This window comes from Rhodopseudomonas sp. BR0C11 (genome assembly GCF_010820945.1).
GTDB classification, from domain to species: Bacteria; Pseudomonadota; Alphaproteobacteria; order Rhizobiales; family Xanthobacteraceae; genus Rhodopseudomonas; species Rhodopseudomonas palustris_H.
This window is the reverse complement of sequence record NZ_QTKI01000065.1, coordinates 1-16819: the sequence shown is the minus strand read 5'-3', so window position 1 is coordinate 16819 and position 16819 is coordinate 1. Positions and strand designations below refer to the sequence as shown.

The 16819-nt window shown below is 66.5% G+C and carries 16 protein-coding genes; 5 read left to right on the top strand and 11 right to left on the bottom strand.

Annotated elements, in window-relative coordinates; genetic code table 11:
* From addA to DYI24_RS07880, 3 genes are all read left to right on the top strand, one after another.
* The coding region (gene addA / locus DYI24_RS07890; RefSeq protein WP_164571897.1) for a double-strand break repair helicase AddA at positions 1–2829 on the top strand (2829 nt) is incomplete at its 5' end.
* A gap of 96 nt (positions 2830–2925) precedes the next feature.
* Positions 2926–3246: a thioredoxin gene (gene trxA, locus DYI24_RS07885; protein ID WP_011155644.1), complete on the top strand. Its 321-nt coding sequence runs from the start codon at positions 2926–2928 to the stop codon at positions 3244–3246.
* A gap of 183 nt (positions 3247–3429) precedes the next feature.
* On the top strand, positions 3430–4491 hold the full coding sequence (locus DYI24_RS07880) for an ATP-dependent DNA ligase (RefSeq protein ID WP_349627751.1): 1062 nt from the start codon (positions 3430–3432) through the stop codon (positions 4489–4491).
* Between the two features lie 9 nt (positions 4492–4500).
* On the opposite strand, the gene DYI24_RS07875 is transcribed toward DYI24_RS07880, so the two are convergent.
* The 10 genes from DYI24_RS07875 to cmk all read right to left on the bottom strand — a co-directional run bounded on the left by DYI24_RS07875 (position 4501) and on the right by cmk (position 14433).
* Complete coding sequence (locus DYI24_RS07875; RefSeq protein ID WP_164571896.1) at positions 4501–5829, bottom strand: bifunctional folylpolyglutamate synthase/dihydrofolate synthase; 1329 nt, start codon at positions 5827–5829, stop codon at positions 4501–4503.
* Positions 5826–6809, bottom strand: coding sequence for an acetyl-CoA carboxylase, carboxyltransferase subunit beta (accD, locus tag DYI24_RS07870; protein ID WP_164571895.1), 984 nt, complete (start codon positions 6807–6809; stop codon positions 5826–5828). The genes DYI24_RS07875 and accD overlap by 4 nt, the downstream gene beginning before the upstream one ends.
* A gap of 109 nt (positions 6810–6918) precedes the next feature.
* On the bottom strand, positions 6919–7755 hold the full coding sequence (gene trpA / locus DYI24_RS07865) for a tryptophan synthase subunit alpha (RefSeq protein WP_164571894.1): 837 nt from the start codon (positions 7753–7755) through the stop codon (positions 6919–6921).
* A complete protein-coding gene (trpB, locus tag DYI24_RS07860) occupies positions 7755–8969 on the bottom strand; it encodes a tryptophan synthase subunit beta (RefSeq protein ID WP_164571893.1) in 1215 nt (404 codons plus the stop codon). The genes trpA and trpB overlap by 1 nt, the downstream gene beginning before the upstream one ends.
* Before the next feature lie 13 nt (positions 8970–8982).
* Positions 8983–9624, bottom strand: coding sequence for a phosphoribosylanthranilate isomerase (locus tag DYI24_RS07855; protein ID WP_164571892.1), 642 nt, complete (start codon positions 9622–9624; stop codon positions 8983–8985).
* 58 nt (positions 9625–9682) lie between these two features.
* On the bottom strand, positions 9683–10069 hold the full coding sequence (locus tag DYI24_RS07850; protein ID WP_107342338.1) for a lipopolysaccharide assembly protein LapA domain-containing protein: 387 nt from the start codon (positions 10067–10069) through the stop codon (positions 9683–9685).
* Positions 10070–10106: 37 nt separating this feature from the next.
* A complete protein-coding gene (locus DYI24_RS07845; RefSeq protein WP_107342337.1) occupies positions 10107–10421 on the bottom strand; it encodes an integration host factor subunit beta in 315 nt (104 codons plus the stop codon).
* A gap of 165 nt (positions 10422–10586) precedes the next feature.
* Entirely contained in the window at positions 10587–11567 is a 981-nt protein-coding gene (sppA, locus tag DYI24_RS07840; protein ID WP_164571891.1) for a signal peptide peptidase SppA, read from the bottom strand.
* A gap of 229 nt (positions 11568–11796) precedes the next feature.
* A complete protein-coding gene (gene rpsA / locus DYI24_RS07835) occupies positions 11797–13494 on the bottom strand; it encodes a 30S ribosomal protein S1 (protein ID WP_011155635.1) in 1698 nt (565 codons plus the stop codon).
* A gap of 300 nt (positions 13495–13794) precedes the next feature.
* On the bottom strand, positions 13795–14433 hold the full coding sequence (cmk, locus tag DYI24_RS07830; protein ID WP_164571890.1) for a (d)CMP kinase: 639 nt from the start codon (positions 14431–14433) through the stop codon (positions 13795–13797).
* Positions 14434–14587: 154 nt separating this feature from the next.
* On the opposite strand from cmk, the gene DYI24_RS07825 reads away from it, so the two are divergent.
* Positions 14588–15262 (top strand): lysophospholipid acyltransferase family protein, encoded by a 675-nt coding sequence (locus tag DYI24_RS07825; RefSeq protein ID WP_013499910.1) that lies wholly within the window; start codon positions 14588–14590, stop codon positions 15260–15262.
* Positions 15263–15265: 3 nt separating this feature from the next.
* On the opposite strand, the gene aroA is transcribed toward DYI24_RS07825, so the two are convergent.
* On the bottom strand, positions 15266–16603 hold the full coding sequence (gene aroA, locus DYI24_RS07820; RefSeq protein ID WP_164571889.1) for a 3-phosphoshikimate 1-carboxyvinyltransferase: 1338 nt from the start codon (positions 16601–16603) through the stop codon (positions 15266–15268).
* Between the two features lie 88 nt (positions 16604–16691).
* Between aroA and DYI24_RS28625 the strand changes: the two genes are divergently transcribed.
* The coding region (locus DYI24_RS28625; RefSeq protein ID WP_349627752.1) for an FYDLN acid domain-containing protein at positions 16692–16819 on the top strand (128 nt) is incomplete at its 3' end.

The following is a 16819-nucleotide window of genomic DNA, read 5'->3' as shown; positions in this document are numbered from 1 at the left end:
GCGATGGCGCAATTGTCCGCGACCCTTGGCGTGGCGCCGGACGATAGCTGCGAAGCGGCCGATCGCGACATCGTCGACGGCCCGAACCTGCCGCGATCGGAATGGGCTGCGGTTGCTGCGACCTTCGAAGGCGGCAGCGCCAACGATCAGGCGCAGGGCAGGCGGTTGCGTGCCGCGCTGGCGCTGGCCGATGCGGCGCAGATCGAGGCCTATCTCCAGGTGTTCTTCACCAAGGATAGCGGCCTGCGCAAAAGCCTTATCACCAAGAAACTCGGTGACGGCGCGCCCGGCCTCGCCGAAAGGCTGCAGCGCGAAGGCGCGCGACTTGCCGGGCTGCTCGAACGGCGCCGCGCATTGGCGTTGCGCGAACGCACGCGAGCGCTGCTGGTGATCGCCGCGCAGGTCGCGGGCAACATCGCGCGCGAGAAGCGCGAACGAGGTCTGCTCGATTACGACGACCTGATCGACAAGACGCTGGCGATGCTCGACAGCGGTGCGGCCGGGTGGGTGCATTTCAAGCTCGACCGCGGTGTCGATCACGTGCTGATCGACGAAGCGCAGGATACGTCGCCGAAGCAATGGAAGATCGTCGCCCGGCTGATCGACGAATTCACCTCCGGGGAGGGCGCCCGCGACGGCGTCCGGCGCACCATCTTCGCGGTCGGCGACGAGAAGCAGTCGATCTTCTCGTTCCAGGGGGCGGTGCCGAAGGAGTTCGCCGAGTGGCGTGACCTGCTGCAGCGGCGGTTCACCGGCGCCGGCCTGACCTTCGAGAAGGTTTCGTTCAATTACTCGTTCCGCTCCGGCGCCGCGATCCTGCAATCGGTCGATCACGTATTTCGTGACCCGGCGATCTATCGCAGCATCCACGCCGACTCGACCTACCCGCTGCATCAATCGCTCGCCGATGCCGGGCCGAGCCTGATCGATCTGTGGCCGCTCGAAGTGCCGGACGATCGTCAGCAGATCGAAGGCTGGCAGGCGCCGTTCGACGCGGTGTCCGAAACCAGTCCCGAGGTCCGGCTTGCCGACAAGGTGCGGGCTGAGATCGGTGCGCTGATCGCGCGCGGCACCCTGACCGGGCCGCTCGGCAATCGCCGGCCGCTGAGCTATGGCGACGTGCTGATCCTGGTGCGGCGGCGCGGGTCGGCGTTCGACGCGGTGATCCAGGCGCTGAAGCGCGGCGGCATTCCGGTCGCGGGCGCCGACCGGCTGAAGCTGACCGAGCACATCGCAATCATCGACCTGATGAACCTCGCCGATGCGCTGCTGCTGCCGCAGGATGATCTGGCGCTCGCAGTGGCGCTGAAGAGCCCGCTGTTTGGGCTCGATGACGACGACCTTTTCAAGCTGGCCTGGCAGCGCAAGGGCTCGCTCCGTGCCGCGCTCGCCGATCATGCTGCGGGCGATCAGAAATTTGCGGCCGTGCAGCGACGGCTGGAGAGCTACGCGCCGCGGGCGCAGGCCGAAACACCGTTCGGATTCTACGCCTGGCTACTCGGCGGCGATGGCGCCGATAGCGGCCGCGCCCGAATCCTGCGCCGGCTCGGGCCGGAGGCCAACGATGCGCTCGACGAGTTTCTCGAACTGGCGCTGAGCTTCGAGCAGAAGCGCGCGCCGTCGCTGCAAGGCTTCATGGCGTGGCTGCGCGAGGCCGACACCGAGATCAAACGCGACATGGAAATCTCCCGCGACGAAGTCCGGGTGATGACGGTGCACGGCGCCAAGGGGTTGGAAGCGCCGGTGGTATTCCTGATCGACACCACCTCGTCGCCCGCCGACACTCAGCGGCTTAACCTGATCCGGCTGCCGGGCGGCAACGCCGCGCCGGGCTCGGTCGCCGCGATGGTGTGGGCGGGCCGCAAGGCTGATGATCCGAGCGTCGTCGAGCAGGCCCGCAGCGCGATGATCGAGGAGACCGAGGACGAGTATCGCCGGCTGCTCTACGTCGCGATGACCCGCGCGGCCGACCGGCTGATCGTCGGCGGCTGCATGCCGGGCAACCGCAACGAGGTGCGGCCGCACTCCTGGTACGACCTGATCACCAAGGGGCTGGAATCGTCTGGGCTGGTGATGCAGCCGGTCCCGCCCGACGGCGTGATCAAGCGCTATTGCCGGCCGGAGGATGTGATTGAGGAAACCGGCCAGGCGGCGCCGAGCCACGAGACCGCGGTACCGTCCCTGCCGGACTGGCTGCGCCGGCCGTCGCCCGGCCTGCCGTCCCCCGAACAGGTGTTGCGGCCCTCGGATGCCGACGATGATGATCGGCGCCGGCTGCGGCCAGGGGAGTCCGACGCCGGCCGCAGCCGCGCGCTGCAGCGCGGCACCTTGGTGCACCGGCTGCTGCAATCGCTGCCGGAGATCGCCGCTGCCGATCGCCCTGGGGCGGGAGCCCGGTTTCTCAGCCGCAACGCGGCGGACTGGAGCGAGGAGGAGCGCGGCGCGCTTGCCGCCCAGGTGCTCGGGCTGATTGCCGATGCGAGGTTTGCGGCGGTGTTCGGTCCAGGCAGCCGCGCCGAGGTGCCGATTGTCGGCCGGCTGCAGCGGCGGGGTGGGCCGGTGCTGGTCTCCGGCCAGATCGACCGCCTGGTGGTGACCGAAACCGAGGTCCTGATCGTCGATTACAAGACCAACCACGCGCCGCCGCGGGTCGAGGCCGAGGCGCCGCGCAGTTACGTCCGCCAGCTCGCCCGCTACCGGGCGGTGCTCGGCGCGATCTATCCACAGCGCACCGTCCGGGCCGCTCTGCTCTGGACCGAAGCCGCTGAAATCATGGAGATTTCGGCCTCTGCGCTGGACGCGGAGCAGGCCGATCTGACGGTGCCGTGAGCCGTGCTTGACCGCACCGCGGCGCGTTCCTACGTTCACCCGTCATCACGGCGCGATTCCCGCCGCCGCTCTTCATCCGGTTTCACGAGGTATCCTATGGCCGTTGGTAAGGTGTCAGACGCCGATTTCGAAAACGAGGTTCTCAACGCCCAGGGGCCTGTGGTGGTGGACTTCTGGGCCGAGTGGTGTGGCCCGTGCCGCATGATCGCGCCGGCGCTCGACGAAATCGCCGGGGCGATGGGCGACAAGGTCAAGATCGTGAAGCTCAACGTCGACGAGAGCCCGGTCACCGCCTCGAAGTACGGCGTGATGTCGATCCCGACCCTGATGATCTTCAAGGGCGGCGAGATGGCCTCGCGCCAGGTCGGCGCCGCGCCGAAGGCCAAGCTGCAGCAGTGGATCAGCGCAGCAGTCTGAACTCAGGCGCGCCACGAACGTTCTGAAACGGCCGGCATCCCGCCGGCCGTTTTGCGTTTCGGCCTCTCGTCATTGCGAGGAGCGAAGCGACGAAGCAATCCAGCCCCGTGCTCGGCGCACTGGATTGCTTCGCTACGCTCGCAATGACGGGATGGGGCGATTAGCAACCAGTGGGTTCGTATCGTGGCTGAGCGGAAATCATCCATCACCAAGACCTGCGCCGCACCGATCGAGCCGATGGAGGCGCGGTCGGTCGATGCGATTCCGAGCGGACCGCAATGGCAGTACGAGCCGAAATGGGACGGTTTCCGCTGCCTGATGGTACGGAGCGGCGATGCTGTCGCGCTGTGGTCGAAATCGGGGGAAGACCTCACCCGCTACTTCCCCGAATTAGTTGCGGCGGCGCTGCAGCTGAAGGCCGAGCGCTTCGTGCTCGACGGCGGGATCGTCGTGCCGCAGGGGCGGAGGTTTTCGTTCGATGCGCTGCTGCAGCGGATTCACCCTGCCGCGAGCCGCGTGAAAAAGCTCTCGGTCGAGACGCCGGCGCTGCTGCTGGTGTTCGATCTGTTAGTGAGCCCGGGCGACGATGCGCTGGCGGCGCAGCCGCTGACGCAGCGGCGCAAGGCGCTCGAAGTCTTTGCGAAAGCGCAGTTCAAGGGCCATCCGACGTTCCGGCTGTCGCCGGCCACGACCAGTACCAAGCAGGCCGCGAAGTGGCTGGCACAGGCCGGCGGCGGCTCCGACGGCGTGATCGCCAAGCGGCGCGACCTCGCTTACCAGTCCGGCAATCGCGACGGCATGCAGAAGATCAAGAAATTCCGCAGCGCCGATTGCGTGGTCGGCGGCTTCCGCTACGCCAGCGCGCCGCTTAATGGCCGCAAGGTGGTCGGCTCGCTGTTGCTCGGTCTCTATGACAAAGCCGGCCTGCTGCATCACGTCGGCTTCACCTCGGCGCTGAAGCGGACCGAGAAACCGTCGCTGACCGACAAGCTCGAAGAGCTGCCCGGCGAGGGCTTCACCGGCAATGCGCCGGGCGGACCGAGCCGGTGGTCGACGGCGCGCTCGGCTGAGTGGCAGCCGCTTGCTCCGAAGCTGGTTGTGGAGGTCTGCTACGATCATTTCAGCGGCGAACGCTTTCGCCACGGCACTAGCCTGTTGCGCTGGCGCCCCGACAAGGCGCCGCGGCAATGCACGATGGGTCAGCTCGCACAGAAGCAGGTCGATCCGATCAAGCTGCTGGCGTGAGCCGAACGATTAGTTCGGCGGTGTGCCGTTGAGGCTCAGCACATGACCGGCGAGATACAATGATCCGGTGATCAGGATCCGCGGCGGGAGTTCATAGGCCAGCGACGCAATGCGCCGCAGCGCGGCCGGCACGTCGTCGGCCAGTTCGACCCGCAGGCCGAGCGCGCGGCCGGCGTCGGCGAGGCGCTCTGGCGGCATTGCGCCGTCGCGGTTCGGAATCGACACCACGATCAGGTGCCGCGTCAGCCCGGTGAAGTTGGCGAGAAACGCCGCTGCGTCCTTGTTCGCCATCATCCCGGCGATCAGCACCAGCGGCCGCGACACGCGCTCTTCGAGATCGCCGAGCGCCGCGGCGGCGACGCGTCCGCCGTCGGCATTATGGCCACCGTCGAGCCACAGCTCGCAGCCAGCTGGTGCGTCGTCGAGCAGTTTGCCGGACGTGATCCGCTGCATCCGCGCCGGCCAGTCGGCCGCCAGCAGCCCGGCTTGGTAGGCGTCTTGCGGAATCGTGAAATGAGATTGCGCGCGTAGCGTCGCGATCGCGAGGCCGGCATTGTCGATCTGATGCCGGCCGAACAGTTTGGGCGCGGTGAGATCGAGCAGGCCGCGCTCGTCCTGATAGGCGAGCCGGCCATGTTCGAGCTGGACGTGCCATTGCTGGCCGCAGGCGAACAGCGGAGCGCGCAACCGTTTGGCGTCGCGTTCGATCACCTCCATCGCTTCGTCGCGCTGCTCGGCGACGATCACCGGTGCGCCGCGCCGCAGGATGCCGGCCTTCTCGGCGGCGATGCCGGCGATGGTCGGGCCGAGAAATTCGGTGTGATCGATGCCGATCGGCGTCAGCACGCAGGCGAGCGGATGTTCGATCACATTGGTGGCGTCGAGCCGGCCGCCGAGCCCGACTTCGAGCAGGGTGACATCGGCCGGCTGCTGGGCGAACAGCCACAAGGCCGCGGCGGTCTCGATCTCGAACAGCGTGATCGGCGCGCCGGCATTGACGCGTTCGCAATGCGCCAGCGCGGCGATCAGCTCGTCATCGTGGACCAGCCGGCCGGCGATCCGGGTGGTCTCGTTGACGCGGACCAGATGCGGTGAGGTGTAGGCGTGGACCTTGAGGCCGGCAGCTTCCAGGATCGCGCGTAGGAATGCGACGGTCGAGCCTTTGCCGTTGGTGCCGGCGACATGGATCACCGGCGGGAGCTGACGTTCGGGATGGCCGAGCGCGGCGAGCAGCCGCTCGATCCGGCCGAGCGTGAGATCGATTGCGACCGGATGCAGCCGCGCCAGGCGCGCGCGCAATTCGCCGAGCGAAGCCGGCGGCGCGGTGCCTTCGCTCACGCCTGCGGCGCGGCCGGCTGGGCCGGCGTCTCGGTCGGTGCCGGAGCGGCGGGCTGCTCGGTGGCAGTGGTCTCCGGCTCGGCCTTGGTGGCGGCTTCGGCCGGAGCCTCGACCGCGGTGGTGACGGTCAGGGCCGGCGACTTGGTCAGAAGCCGGCACAGCCGCGCCAGGGTCGGGCGCAGGTCGTGGCGATGCACCACCATGTCGACCATGCCGTGGTCTTTGAGATATTCGGCGCGTTGGAAGCCGTCGGGCAGCTTCTCGCGGATGGTCTGCTCGATCACGCGGGCGCCGGCGAAGCCGATCAGCGCGCCCGGTTCGGCGATATGGATGTCGCCGAGCATCGCGTAGGAGGCGGTGACGCCGCCGGTGGTCGGATTGGTCAGCACCACGATGTAGGGCAGCTTGGCTTCGCGCAGCATCTGGACCGCAACGGTGGTGCGCGGCATCTGCATCAGCGACAGAATGCCTTCCTGCATCCGCGCGCCGCCGGAGGCCGCGAACATGATGAAGGGCGCGTGCTTTTCGACCGCGAGCTCCATGCCGCGGATGATCGCTTCGCCCGCCGCCATGCCGAGCGAACCGCCCATGAAGTCGAAGTCCTGGACGGCGACCACGACCGGGGAGGTTTCGAGCTTACCGAAGCCGACGCGCACGGCGTCATGGGCGCCGGTCTTGGTGCGGGCATCCTTGATCCGGTCGGCGTATTTGCGCTCGTCGCGGAATTTCAGCGGATCGGCCACAACTTCGGGCAGGGCGACGTCATACCAGGTCTCGTTGTCGAAGATCGACCGCAGACGCGCCAGCGCGCCCATACGCATGTGATAGTTGGAGCCGGGAATGACGAACTGGTTCTGCTCGACGTCCTTGTAGAACACGAGCTGCCCGGTATCCGGACATTTGATCCAGAGGTTCTCCGGAGTCTCGCGCCGCAGAATGTTGCGGATCTTCGGACGGACGACGTTGGTCAACCAGTTCATGACGTGCTCCGCGCGTCGCCGGACAAGGCGCCGCCTGGGTTCATGGCGTTGTCAGGATATGGCGGCGGGGCACGGCCCCGTCCAGACCACCGTCCTGCTTCGATTGCTGCTATTCCGCAGCCTGTTTCGCACCGCGAACGCCGGCCGCAAGCGAGGCGACCAGATCCGCCACCGCACCGACCGTGGCCTTGGTGGCGCGGCCTTCGGCGTCGAGGCTGGCCTTGAGCGCATCGATCAGAGCCGAACCGACCACCGCGCCGTTCGCCTGCGCGGCGATCGCTTGCGCGGCTTCCGGTGTGCGGATGCCGAAGCCGACGCAGACCGGCAGGTTGGTGTGACGCTTGATTCGCTGCACCGCGGCGCCGACCGCCGAGGCATCCGCCGAGGCCGATCCGGTGATGCCGGTGATCGAGACGTAATAGACGAAGCCCGAAGTGTTGGCGAGCACCGCCGGCAACCGCTTTTCGTCGGTGGTCGGGGTGGCGAGGCGGATGAAGTTGAGCCCCGCCTTCATGGCTGGCAGGCACAGCTCCTCGTCCTCTTCCGGCGGCAGATCGACGATGATCAGGCCGTCGACTCCGGCCGCCTTGGCATCCGCCAGGAAGGCATCGACGCCGTAGATGTAGATCGGGTTGTAGTATCCCATCAGCACCAGCGGCGTGGCGTTATCGGTGGCGCGGAAGTCGCGGACCAGCCCCAGCGTCTTCTTCAGCGTGGTGCCGGTCTTGAGGGCGCGCAGGCCGGCGGCCTGGATCGCCGGACCGTCGGCCATCGGGTCGGTGAACGGCATGCCGATCTCGATCACGTCGGCGCCTGCGGCCGGCAGTGCCTTGAGGATCTGCAGCGAGGTGTCGAGATCGGGGTCGCCCGCCATCACGAAGGTGACGAGTGCCGGGCGGCCCTGCTGCTTCAGTTCGCCGAAGCGGGTGTCGATGCGGGTGGTCATCAGAATTTGCCCCCGAGATGTTCGGCGACCGACGCGAGGTCCTTGTCGCCGCGGCCGGACATGTTGACGACCATCAGGTGATCCTTCGGCAGCTTGGGCGCGAGGTCGGCGACCTTGGCGAGCGCGTGGCTCGGCTCCAGCGCCGGGATGATGCCTTCGAGCCGGCAGCACAGCTTGAACGCGTCGAGCGCTTCGGTGTCGGTGGCGGACAGGAAGTTGACGCGGCCGACATCGTGCAGCCAGGAGTGCTCGGGGCCGACGCCCGGATAATCGAGGCCGGCGGAGATCGAATGCGCTTCCTCGATCTGGCCGTCCGCATCCATCAGCAGATAGGTGCGGTTGCCGTGCAGCACGCCCGGCTTGCCGCCGGCGATCGACGCCGCGTGCAGCTTGTCCAGACCGTGGCCGGCGGCTTCGACGCCGTAGATCGCGACGCCCGGATCGTCGAGGAACGGATGGAACAGCCCCATCGCGTTGGAGCCGCCGCCGATGCAGGCGACCAGCGAGTCGGGCAGGCGGCCTTCGGCCTGCATGATCTGCTCGCGGACTTCCTGACCGATCACCGCCTGGAAGTCGCGTACCATCATCGGATAGGGATGCGGGCCGGCGACGGTACCGATGCAGTAGAAGGTGTTGTGGACGTTGGTGACCCAGTCACGCAGCGCCTCGTTCATCGCGTCCTTCAGCGTGTTGGCGCCGGAGGTGACGGGGCGGACTTCGGCGCCGAGCGCCTTCATCCGCAGCACGTTGGGCTGCTGGCGTTCGACGTCGACCGCACCCATGAACACCACGCATTCGAGACCGAACTTGGCGCACATCGTCGCGGTGGCGACGCCGTGCATGCCGGCGCCGGTCTCGGCGATCACCCGCGGCTTGCCCATGCGCTTGGCCAGCATGATCTGGCCGAGCACGTTGTTCACCTTGTGGGCGCCGGTGTGGTTGAGGTCTTCGCGCTTGAAGTAGATCTTGGCGCCGCCGAAATGCTCGGTCAGCCGCTCGGCGAAATACAGCGCCGAGGGACGTCCGACATAGTGCTTGAGATGGCCGTCCATCTCGGCGCGGAACGCCGGATCGACCTTGGCTTCCGCGTAGGCCTTTTCGAGATCGAGGATCAGCGGCATCAGCGTCTCGGCGACGAAGCGGCCGCCATAGATGCCGAAATGCCCGCGCTCGTCGGGGCCGGACCGGAAGGAATTCGGCAAAGCTTGGTTCATGTCAGCTCTTGGGTTAGGCCGCGCGGGCGGCGCGGATGAAGTCGCGGATCAGGTCCGGGTCCTTTTCGCCGGGGGAGGTTTCAACCCCCGACGACACGTCGACGCCCTGCGCGCGCGTCACCCGCAGCGCTTCGGCGACGTTGCCGGCGTTGATCCCACCGGAGACCAGGAACGGCAGTTTGAGATTGACGCCGTCGAGCAGCTTCCAGTCGAACGTTGCACCGAGCCCGCCGGGCCGGGTGGCGTCCTTCGGCGGCCGTGCGTCGAACAAGATGCGGTCGGCCACCGCCGCGTAGTCCGGCAGCACCGAAAGATCTTCCGGGCCCGCGACCGCAATCGCCTTCATCACCGGCAGACCGTAGATGCGCTTGATCGAACGCACCCGCTCCGGGCTCTCGCTGCCGTGGAATTGCAGCCAGTTCGGCCGAAGCTGCTCGACGATGGCGTCGAGCAGGTCGTCGTCGGCATCGACGGTGAGCGCGACCTTGGCGGCGCGGCTGCGGACTTGACGGCCGAGCGCATCGGCGAAGTCGATATCGAGGTGACGCGGCGAAGCGGGAAAGAACACGAAGCCGACCATATCGGCGCCGGCTTCGACCGCTGCTTCCAGCGTGTCGGCGGTCGTCAGACCGCAGATTTTTACAATTGTGGACATGGCTGTGCGCTGAATCTGGGTTGCCGGCGCGCCAGGGCGCCGCAGAGAATGCGCAGTCTTACAACGTCGCGCGGGACTTGTCGCGCCCGGCGCCGCTGGAACCGCTCTCGAGCAGCAGGCGGCGCGGCTCGCTTTGCGCCGGCGTGGCGATGCTGGCACGCAGGCTGGCGAGCTGGTTCTGGGCTTCGATCGCTTCGGCCTGATGCCGGCGGGCGGCGCGTCGCCAGCGCCGTTGTCCGAACCAGGTGGCGATACCGCCGAGGATGACGCCGACGATGGCGGTAACGATGATCACCACGAACAGCGGCAGCCGGATGTGACCGAGCGGGTTGCTCGGGTCGAGCGGATCGAACGAGACGTCGACCATGTGGCGGTTGGCGACCGCGAACACCACGAGGATCAAACCGAGCGGGATCAGCACCAGGGCCGTCAGGAATTTCTGCATGTCATTCGCTCGCCTGGCTCGGCAATGGGGCGTCGCGCTACGCGGTATCGCTGGTTTCAGCGTCGTCGCCGCCGTCGCGGTTCAGGCGCTCACGCATTTCCTTGCCGGTCTTGAAAAACGGCACGGTCTTCTGCTCGACCGGCACATGAGCCCCGGTGCGCGGATTGCGCCCGGCGCGTGCCGGACGATGCTTCACCGAGAATGCGCCAAAGCCGCGAAGCTCGACCCGATCCCCACGCGCCAACGCTTCGACGATCTCATCGAGGATCGCGTTGACGATGTTCTCGACGTCCCGCTGGTACAGGTGCGGGTTGTGCTCGGCGATACGCTGAACGAGTTCGGATTTGATCATCGAGGATGTGGTCCGTGCGTGCGGACCGCCATTTCCGTGAAAATGCCGTGAACTGTCAAGACGCTAAATCGGACAGACGCCCCGGCGAAGGGCGTCCGATGGGCGTCATTGAACCCGCTTTCAGGGTCAAAATACCGCACGGGCTGCACGCCCCGCGGGCAGAGATCACTGACCCGCGGACGGCGCCCACAGCGCCAGCATGCCGTCGAGGCCGAGCCGTTCGACCGACTGCATCGCGCCGGTCTGTTCGACGCGGCGTGCGATCACGCCGAGGCCTGCAGCATCGAACGCGACGGAGGCTGCGGCGCGCAGGAAGGTGAGATCGCCGAATTGCGGTGAGAGCTTGTAGTCGCGCACCGGCAGACCGGATTTGACGTTCTTCGCCTTCTCCAGCCACGCGATCGCGGTCTTCTCGTCGCCGAGTTCGTCGATCAGTTTGAGCCCTACGGCCTGACGTCCAGTGAACACCCGGCCATCGGCGACGACGTTGAGCTGATCGTCGGTCATCTTGCGGCTCTGCTGCACCATGCCGCGGAACCACGCGTAAGAATCCTTCACTAGCGCCTCGATGGCGGCGCGCGCCTCCGGGCTGGTCGGCTCGAAGCCGTTGGGCGCAGCCTTCAGCGGCGACGATTTCACTTCCTCGACCTTGACCCCGACGGTCTTCAGCAGCTCGGACACGTTCGGATATTGGAACAGCACGCCGATCGAACCGACCAACGAAGTCTGCTGTGCGACGATGTGTTCGGAGGCCAGCGCGGCGATATAGCCGCCGGACGCGGCGAGCCCTTCGACCACCACGACCATCGGCTTCTTCGCCTTCAGCCGCGCCAGCGCGTCGTGCAATTCCTCGGAGCCCGCGGTGGTGCCGCCGGGCGAATTGATGTGGACGATCACGGCCGAGTAGGACGACTTGCCGAGGCGGTCGAGCGCTTCGACACGCTCGTCATTGCTGCGGATCAGACCCTCGATCTTGATGCGGGCGATCGAGCCGGTCGAGGTGAGCGCGCCGCGCCCTGCCGGCGACACCATCGCACCGACCGCCACCACGGCGACGATCGCGACCAGCACAGCCGCCACGCGCCAGAACGTCAGCTTCCTTCGCATCCGGCGGCGATCGACGATCACATCGGAATCAAGCGACACCAGCGGTTCTCCGGTCGGCGGCTATCGTTTCGGTTGTCGGATGGGATCGTTGCCGTCCCATGAGCGAAATACATCAATTACAATCCAATTTGAAGAAAACATGGTTCGTGCGGCGGCATGCCTGCACCGCTGCGACCACCGGCGCCGGTCGTCGTATGGCGGGTCACGTGCAACGAAAAAGGGCCCCGGCAATGCCGGAGCCCTTGATGTCGTGAGGTAAGCCTGAGGCTTACTTGTCGCGCTGCTTGAGCGCGGTGCCGAGAATGTCGCCCAGCGTCGCGCCCGAATCGGACGAGCCGTACTGCGCGATGGCTTCCTTCTCCTCGGCCACTTCCAGCGCCTTGATCGACACCTGGACCTTGCGGGCCTTCTTGTCGAACTGGATGACGCGGGCGTCGACCTTCTCACCGACCGCGAAGCGGTCGCTGCGCTGGTCGTTGCGGTCGCGCGCCAGTTCCGAGCGCTTGATGAAGGTGTTGAAGTCGGTGCCGACGATCTGCACGTCGATGCCGCTTTCCTTCACGTCGAGCACTTCGCAGGTCACGACAGCACCCTTCTTGACGTCGCCCGGCTCGGCGAAGGGGTCGCCTTCAAGCTGCTTGACGCCGAGCGAGATGCGCTCCTTTTCGACGTCCACGTCGAGCACCACGGCCTTGACCATGTCGCCCTTCTTGAAGTTGTCGATCACCTGCTCGCCCGGCAGCTTCCAGTCGAGGTCCGAGAGGTGGACCATGCCGTCGACGTCGCCGTCGAGACCCAGGAACAGACCGAACTCGGTCTTGTTCTTGACCTCGCCTTCGACGGTCGAACCGACCGGATGCTTCTCGACGAACACTTCCCACGGATTGCGCATCGTCTGCTTGAGACCGAGCGAGATACGGCGCTTGACCGAATCCACCTCGAGCACCTGCACTTCGACTTCCTGAGAGGTCGAAACGATCTTGCCGGGGTGCATGTTCTTCTTGGTCCACGACATCTCGGAGACGTGGATCAGGCCTTCGATGCCCGGCTCGAGCTCGACGAACGCACCGTAGTCGGTGATGTTGGTCACGCGGCCGGTGAAGCGCGCGTTCAGCGGGTACTTGGCCTCGATGCCCTGCCACGGATCGTCCAGCAGCTGCTTCATGCCGAGCGAGATGCGGTGGGTCTCGTGGTTGATCTTGATGATCTTGACCTTGACGGTCTGGCCGATGGTCAGCACCTCGGTCGGGTGATTGACCCGGCGCCAGGCGATATCGGTCACGTGCAGCAGGCCGTCGATGCCGCCGAGGTCAACGAACGCACCGTAATCGGTGATGTTCTTGACGACGCCGTCGATCACCTGACCCTCTTCGAGGTTCTGCACCAGCTCCTGGCGCTGCTCGGCGCGGGTCTCTTCCAGCACGGTCCGGCGCGACACGACGATGTTGCCACGGCGGCGATCCATCTTGAGGATCTGGAACGGCTGCGAGTTGTTCATCAGCGGCGCAACGTCGCGGATCGGACGGATGTCGACCTGCGAGCGCGGCAGGAACGCCACGGCGCCGTCGAGGTCGACCGTGAAGCCGCCCTTGACCTGATTGAAGATGACACCGAACACCTTCTCGTTGTTCTGGAAGGCCTTCTCGAGCTTGCCCCAGCTCTCTTCGCGGCGCGCCTTGTCGCGCGACAGCACGGCTTCGCCGAGCGCATTCTCGATCCGATCGAGGAACACCTCGACGGTATCGCCGACCTTGATCTCGTTGTCGCGGCCCGGACCTGCGAATTCGCGCAGCGGCACGCGGCCTTCGGTCTTCAGGCCGACGTCAATGACGGCCATGTCCTTCTCGATCGCGACGACCTTGCCCTTGATAACAGAGCTTTCCTGCAGGTTGCCGCCGGCGAAGGACTCGTCGAGCATCGCGGCGAAATCGTCGCGGGTCGGGTTGTAAGTGTCAGTCGAAGCCATTTGTTCTCCAGATGCGGATGTCGCCGGCAGTTCGGTTGAGGGCCGTCTCGCGCGCACAGTGTCAGGGGTCCGCGAACCTGACGACCGCCCAGCACATCAGTGCGGAGCGGGCCGGCAGCATGCCTGCACGGTCGAGACGTTGATCCGCGGTGAAGCGGATCGCAGATTGGGGCATTCCAGCAGAACGTCCGGCGGCAAAAGAAGCGACGAATCCAAGATGGATCTCGCGGTCTTCATCCGGCCATCGCGGCGGTGGCGGCGGAGCGGGCGAACCTCCAATGACGGCGTCGGTTTGGTCGATTAGACCCGACGCCGGCCCGCTCGAACGGCCTCGACAATGTCGATGGCGGCCCGGACGCCGCCTTCTATATCCAAATAGGAATTATCGAGCAAGACTGCATCCGGTGCTTGCTTGAGCGGCGCCGCCGAGCGGCTCTTGTCGCGTTCGTCGCGCTTGATGATGTCGGCCAGGATCACCGCCTCGTCGGCGGGCTCGCCGCGGGATTGGGCTTCCAGGAAGCGGCGGTGGGCGCGAACCTCGGGTGAAGCGACCACGAAGATCTTCACCTCGGCGTCGGGACAGATCACCGTGCCGATGTCGCGGCCATCCAGCACGGCGCCGGGAGGCGCGGCGGCGAAAGCCTGCTGGAACTCGACCAGGGCGGCGCGAACTTGCGGATGGGCCGACACCACCGAGGCGGCTTCGCCGACCGCCTGGCTCTTCAGCGCCGGATCGTCGAACCGCGCCGGGTCGAGCGTGCGCGCCACCTCGGCGGCGCGCGCCTCGTCGGTGAGGTTGGCGCCGGCGTCTAACATCGCCTTGGCGACCGCGCGGTAGATCACGCCGGTATCAAGGTGCCTTAGGCCGTAATGTGCGGCCAGCCGCTTGGCGAGCGTGCCTTTGCCCGATGCGGCCGGTCCGTCGATGGCGATGATCATTCTCTTGTGCATTCCAATTGGCTGGGTGAGCCTTTACGGCGGCGGGCGTCCCGACGAGGTTTTGCAGCCGTGAACGACTGGGTATAAACCCGCGATCCGCCGAAGCCAGCCTCGTTGGCGATTTCCTATCAATCTCTGCCCGGACCCTTCCTGGATGGCCACGCCCGCTTTCGTCAAACGCATTACGCGATCGGATGCGGTCCTGTCGCTCGGCGTCAACTTTTCCAAGATCTATTTTAAGTTCGTGATGTGGACCGGCCGATACGACCGGCAGGCCGCTCCGATCCCCGAGCCTTACATCCTGGCGATGTGGCACGGGCGGCTGATCATGGCGCCGATGCTGCAGACCAAAAGCAAGCCGCTGGTCGCGCTGATCAGCGGGCATCGCGACGGCAAGATCATCTCCCGGGTCGGGGCCGCGTTCGGGATTCAGACGGCGGTCGGTTCGTCCTCGCGTGGCGGCATGCGGGCGGCGCGCGAAATGATGCGGCTCGGAAAATCCGGCCACAGCCTGTTCGTCACGCCCGATGGCCCGCGCGGTCCGCGGATGCGCATCAACAGCGAGGGCGTTCTCGATATGGCGCGGCTGACCGGGCTGCCGATTCTGCCGGTCTCGGTCAGCCTGTCTCGTCACAAGCTGCTTCGGAGCTGGGATCGGCTGATGCTGCCCGGCCTTTTTGCCAAGGTCGCGATCCGGTTCGGCGAGCCGATCACCGTCGAGGCGGGCTCGCCGACCGCAGAGATCGCAGAGCGGCTGCAGGCGGCTCTGACCGCCGCCCAGAATGAAACCGACCGGATCGTCGGCCTTCAGCCGGTCGAAGCGGCCTGAGGCTCAGCCGAATTCGGCACCGAGCCGCCGCATCATCGGAACGAAGTCCGGGAAGCTGGTGGCGATGAAGGCGGTGTCGTCGACCGTCACCGGCTTGTCCGAGGCGAGGCCCATGGCGAGCGCCGACATCGCGATGCGGTGATCCATGTGGGTGGCGACTACGCCGCCGCCCGGCACATGCCCCTTGCCCTCGACGATCAGATCGTCGCCGGCGATCTCGACCGCGACGCCGTTGACCCGCAGCATCGCCGCCGTCGCGTCAAGCCGGTCGCTTTCCTTGACCCGCAATTCGTGCAGGCCGCGCATCACGGTGGTGCCCTCGGCGAATGCAGCGGCGACCGCCAGCACCAGATATTCGTCGATCATCGACGGCGCCCGCTCCGGCGGCACCTCGACGCCCTTCAGCTTCGATCCGCGCACGCGGAAACGGGCCATCGGCTCGCCGGCATCGCTCCGGACGTCGCTGTCCTCGATCGAGGCGCCCATTTCGCGCAGCGTCGTGATCAGCCCGGTCCGCAGTGGGTTGGTCATCACGTCGGTCAGTTCGATGTCGGAGCCGGGCACCACCAATGCCGCCACCATCGGGAAGGCGGCCGACGACGGATCGGCCGGCACCACCACCGGGGCACCGCGCAATTCGGGCTGGCCGGTTAATGAAATCTTACGGCCATGGGCACCTTCGGGTTCGGTGACGATCGTGGCGCCGAAATGCTGCAGCATCAGCTCGGTATGGTCGCGGCTGGCTTCGGCCTCGATCACCGTCGTGACGCCGGGCGCCGACAGGCCGGCGAGCAGCACCGCGGATTTGATCTGCGCCGACGGCACCGGGGTGCGGTACAGAATCGGCAGCGGATCGCGGGCGCCCTGCAGGGCCAGCGGCAATCGGCCGCCCTCGCTGCTCGACACCACCTTGGCACCCATCAGCTCCAGCGGATCGACGATTCGCCGCATCGGCCGGCTGCGCAGCGAGGCATCGCCGTCGAACGTCGCCAGGATCGGCGAACCGGCGACCGCGCCCATCGCCAAACGGCAGCCGGTGCCCGAATTGCCGAAATCCAACGGGGCTTCCGGTGTGGCGAAGCCGGCGACGCCGACGCCATGCACGCGCCATTCGCAGTCGCCAGTGCGTTCGACCTTGGCGCCCAGGGCGCGCATCGCCTTGGCGGTGTTGAGGACGTCCTCGCCCTCGAGCAGGCCGGAGATTCGGGTCTCGCCGACCGCCAGCGCGCCGAGAATCAGCGCCCGGTGCGAAATCGACTTGTCGCCCGGGACGCGCGCGGTGCCGTGCAATGCGCCGCTCTTGCGCGCCTGCAGCGGTGTCGGCTGGTTCGAATCAGTCAAGATTGTGGTCCCTCGCGGCTGCGGGTGATTCGGCCTGGCATTGCGGCCGTCCTCGCGGCCTTCGGCATAAACCGCTATTGACAGCGGCGTGCCAACTAGCCAAGTGAAGCACCGTTTTTCAAGAAATCCCAAGGTTGCACAAGTGGCGAAATCCGATCTCGGAACCAAACGCATTTGCCCGACGACGGGCAAAAAGTTCTACGATCTGAACAAGAA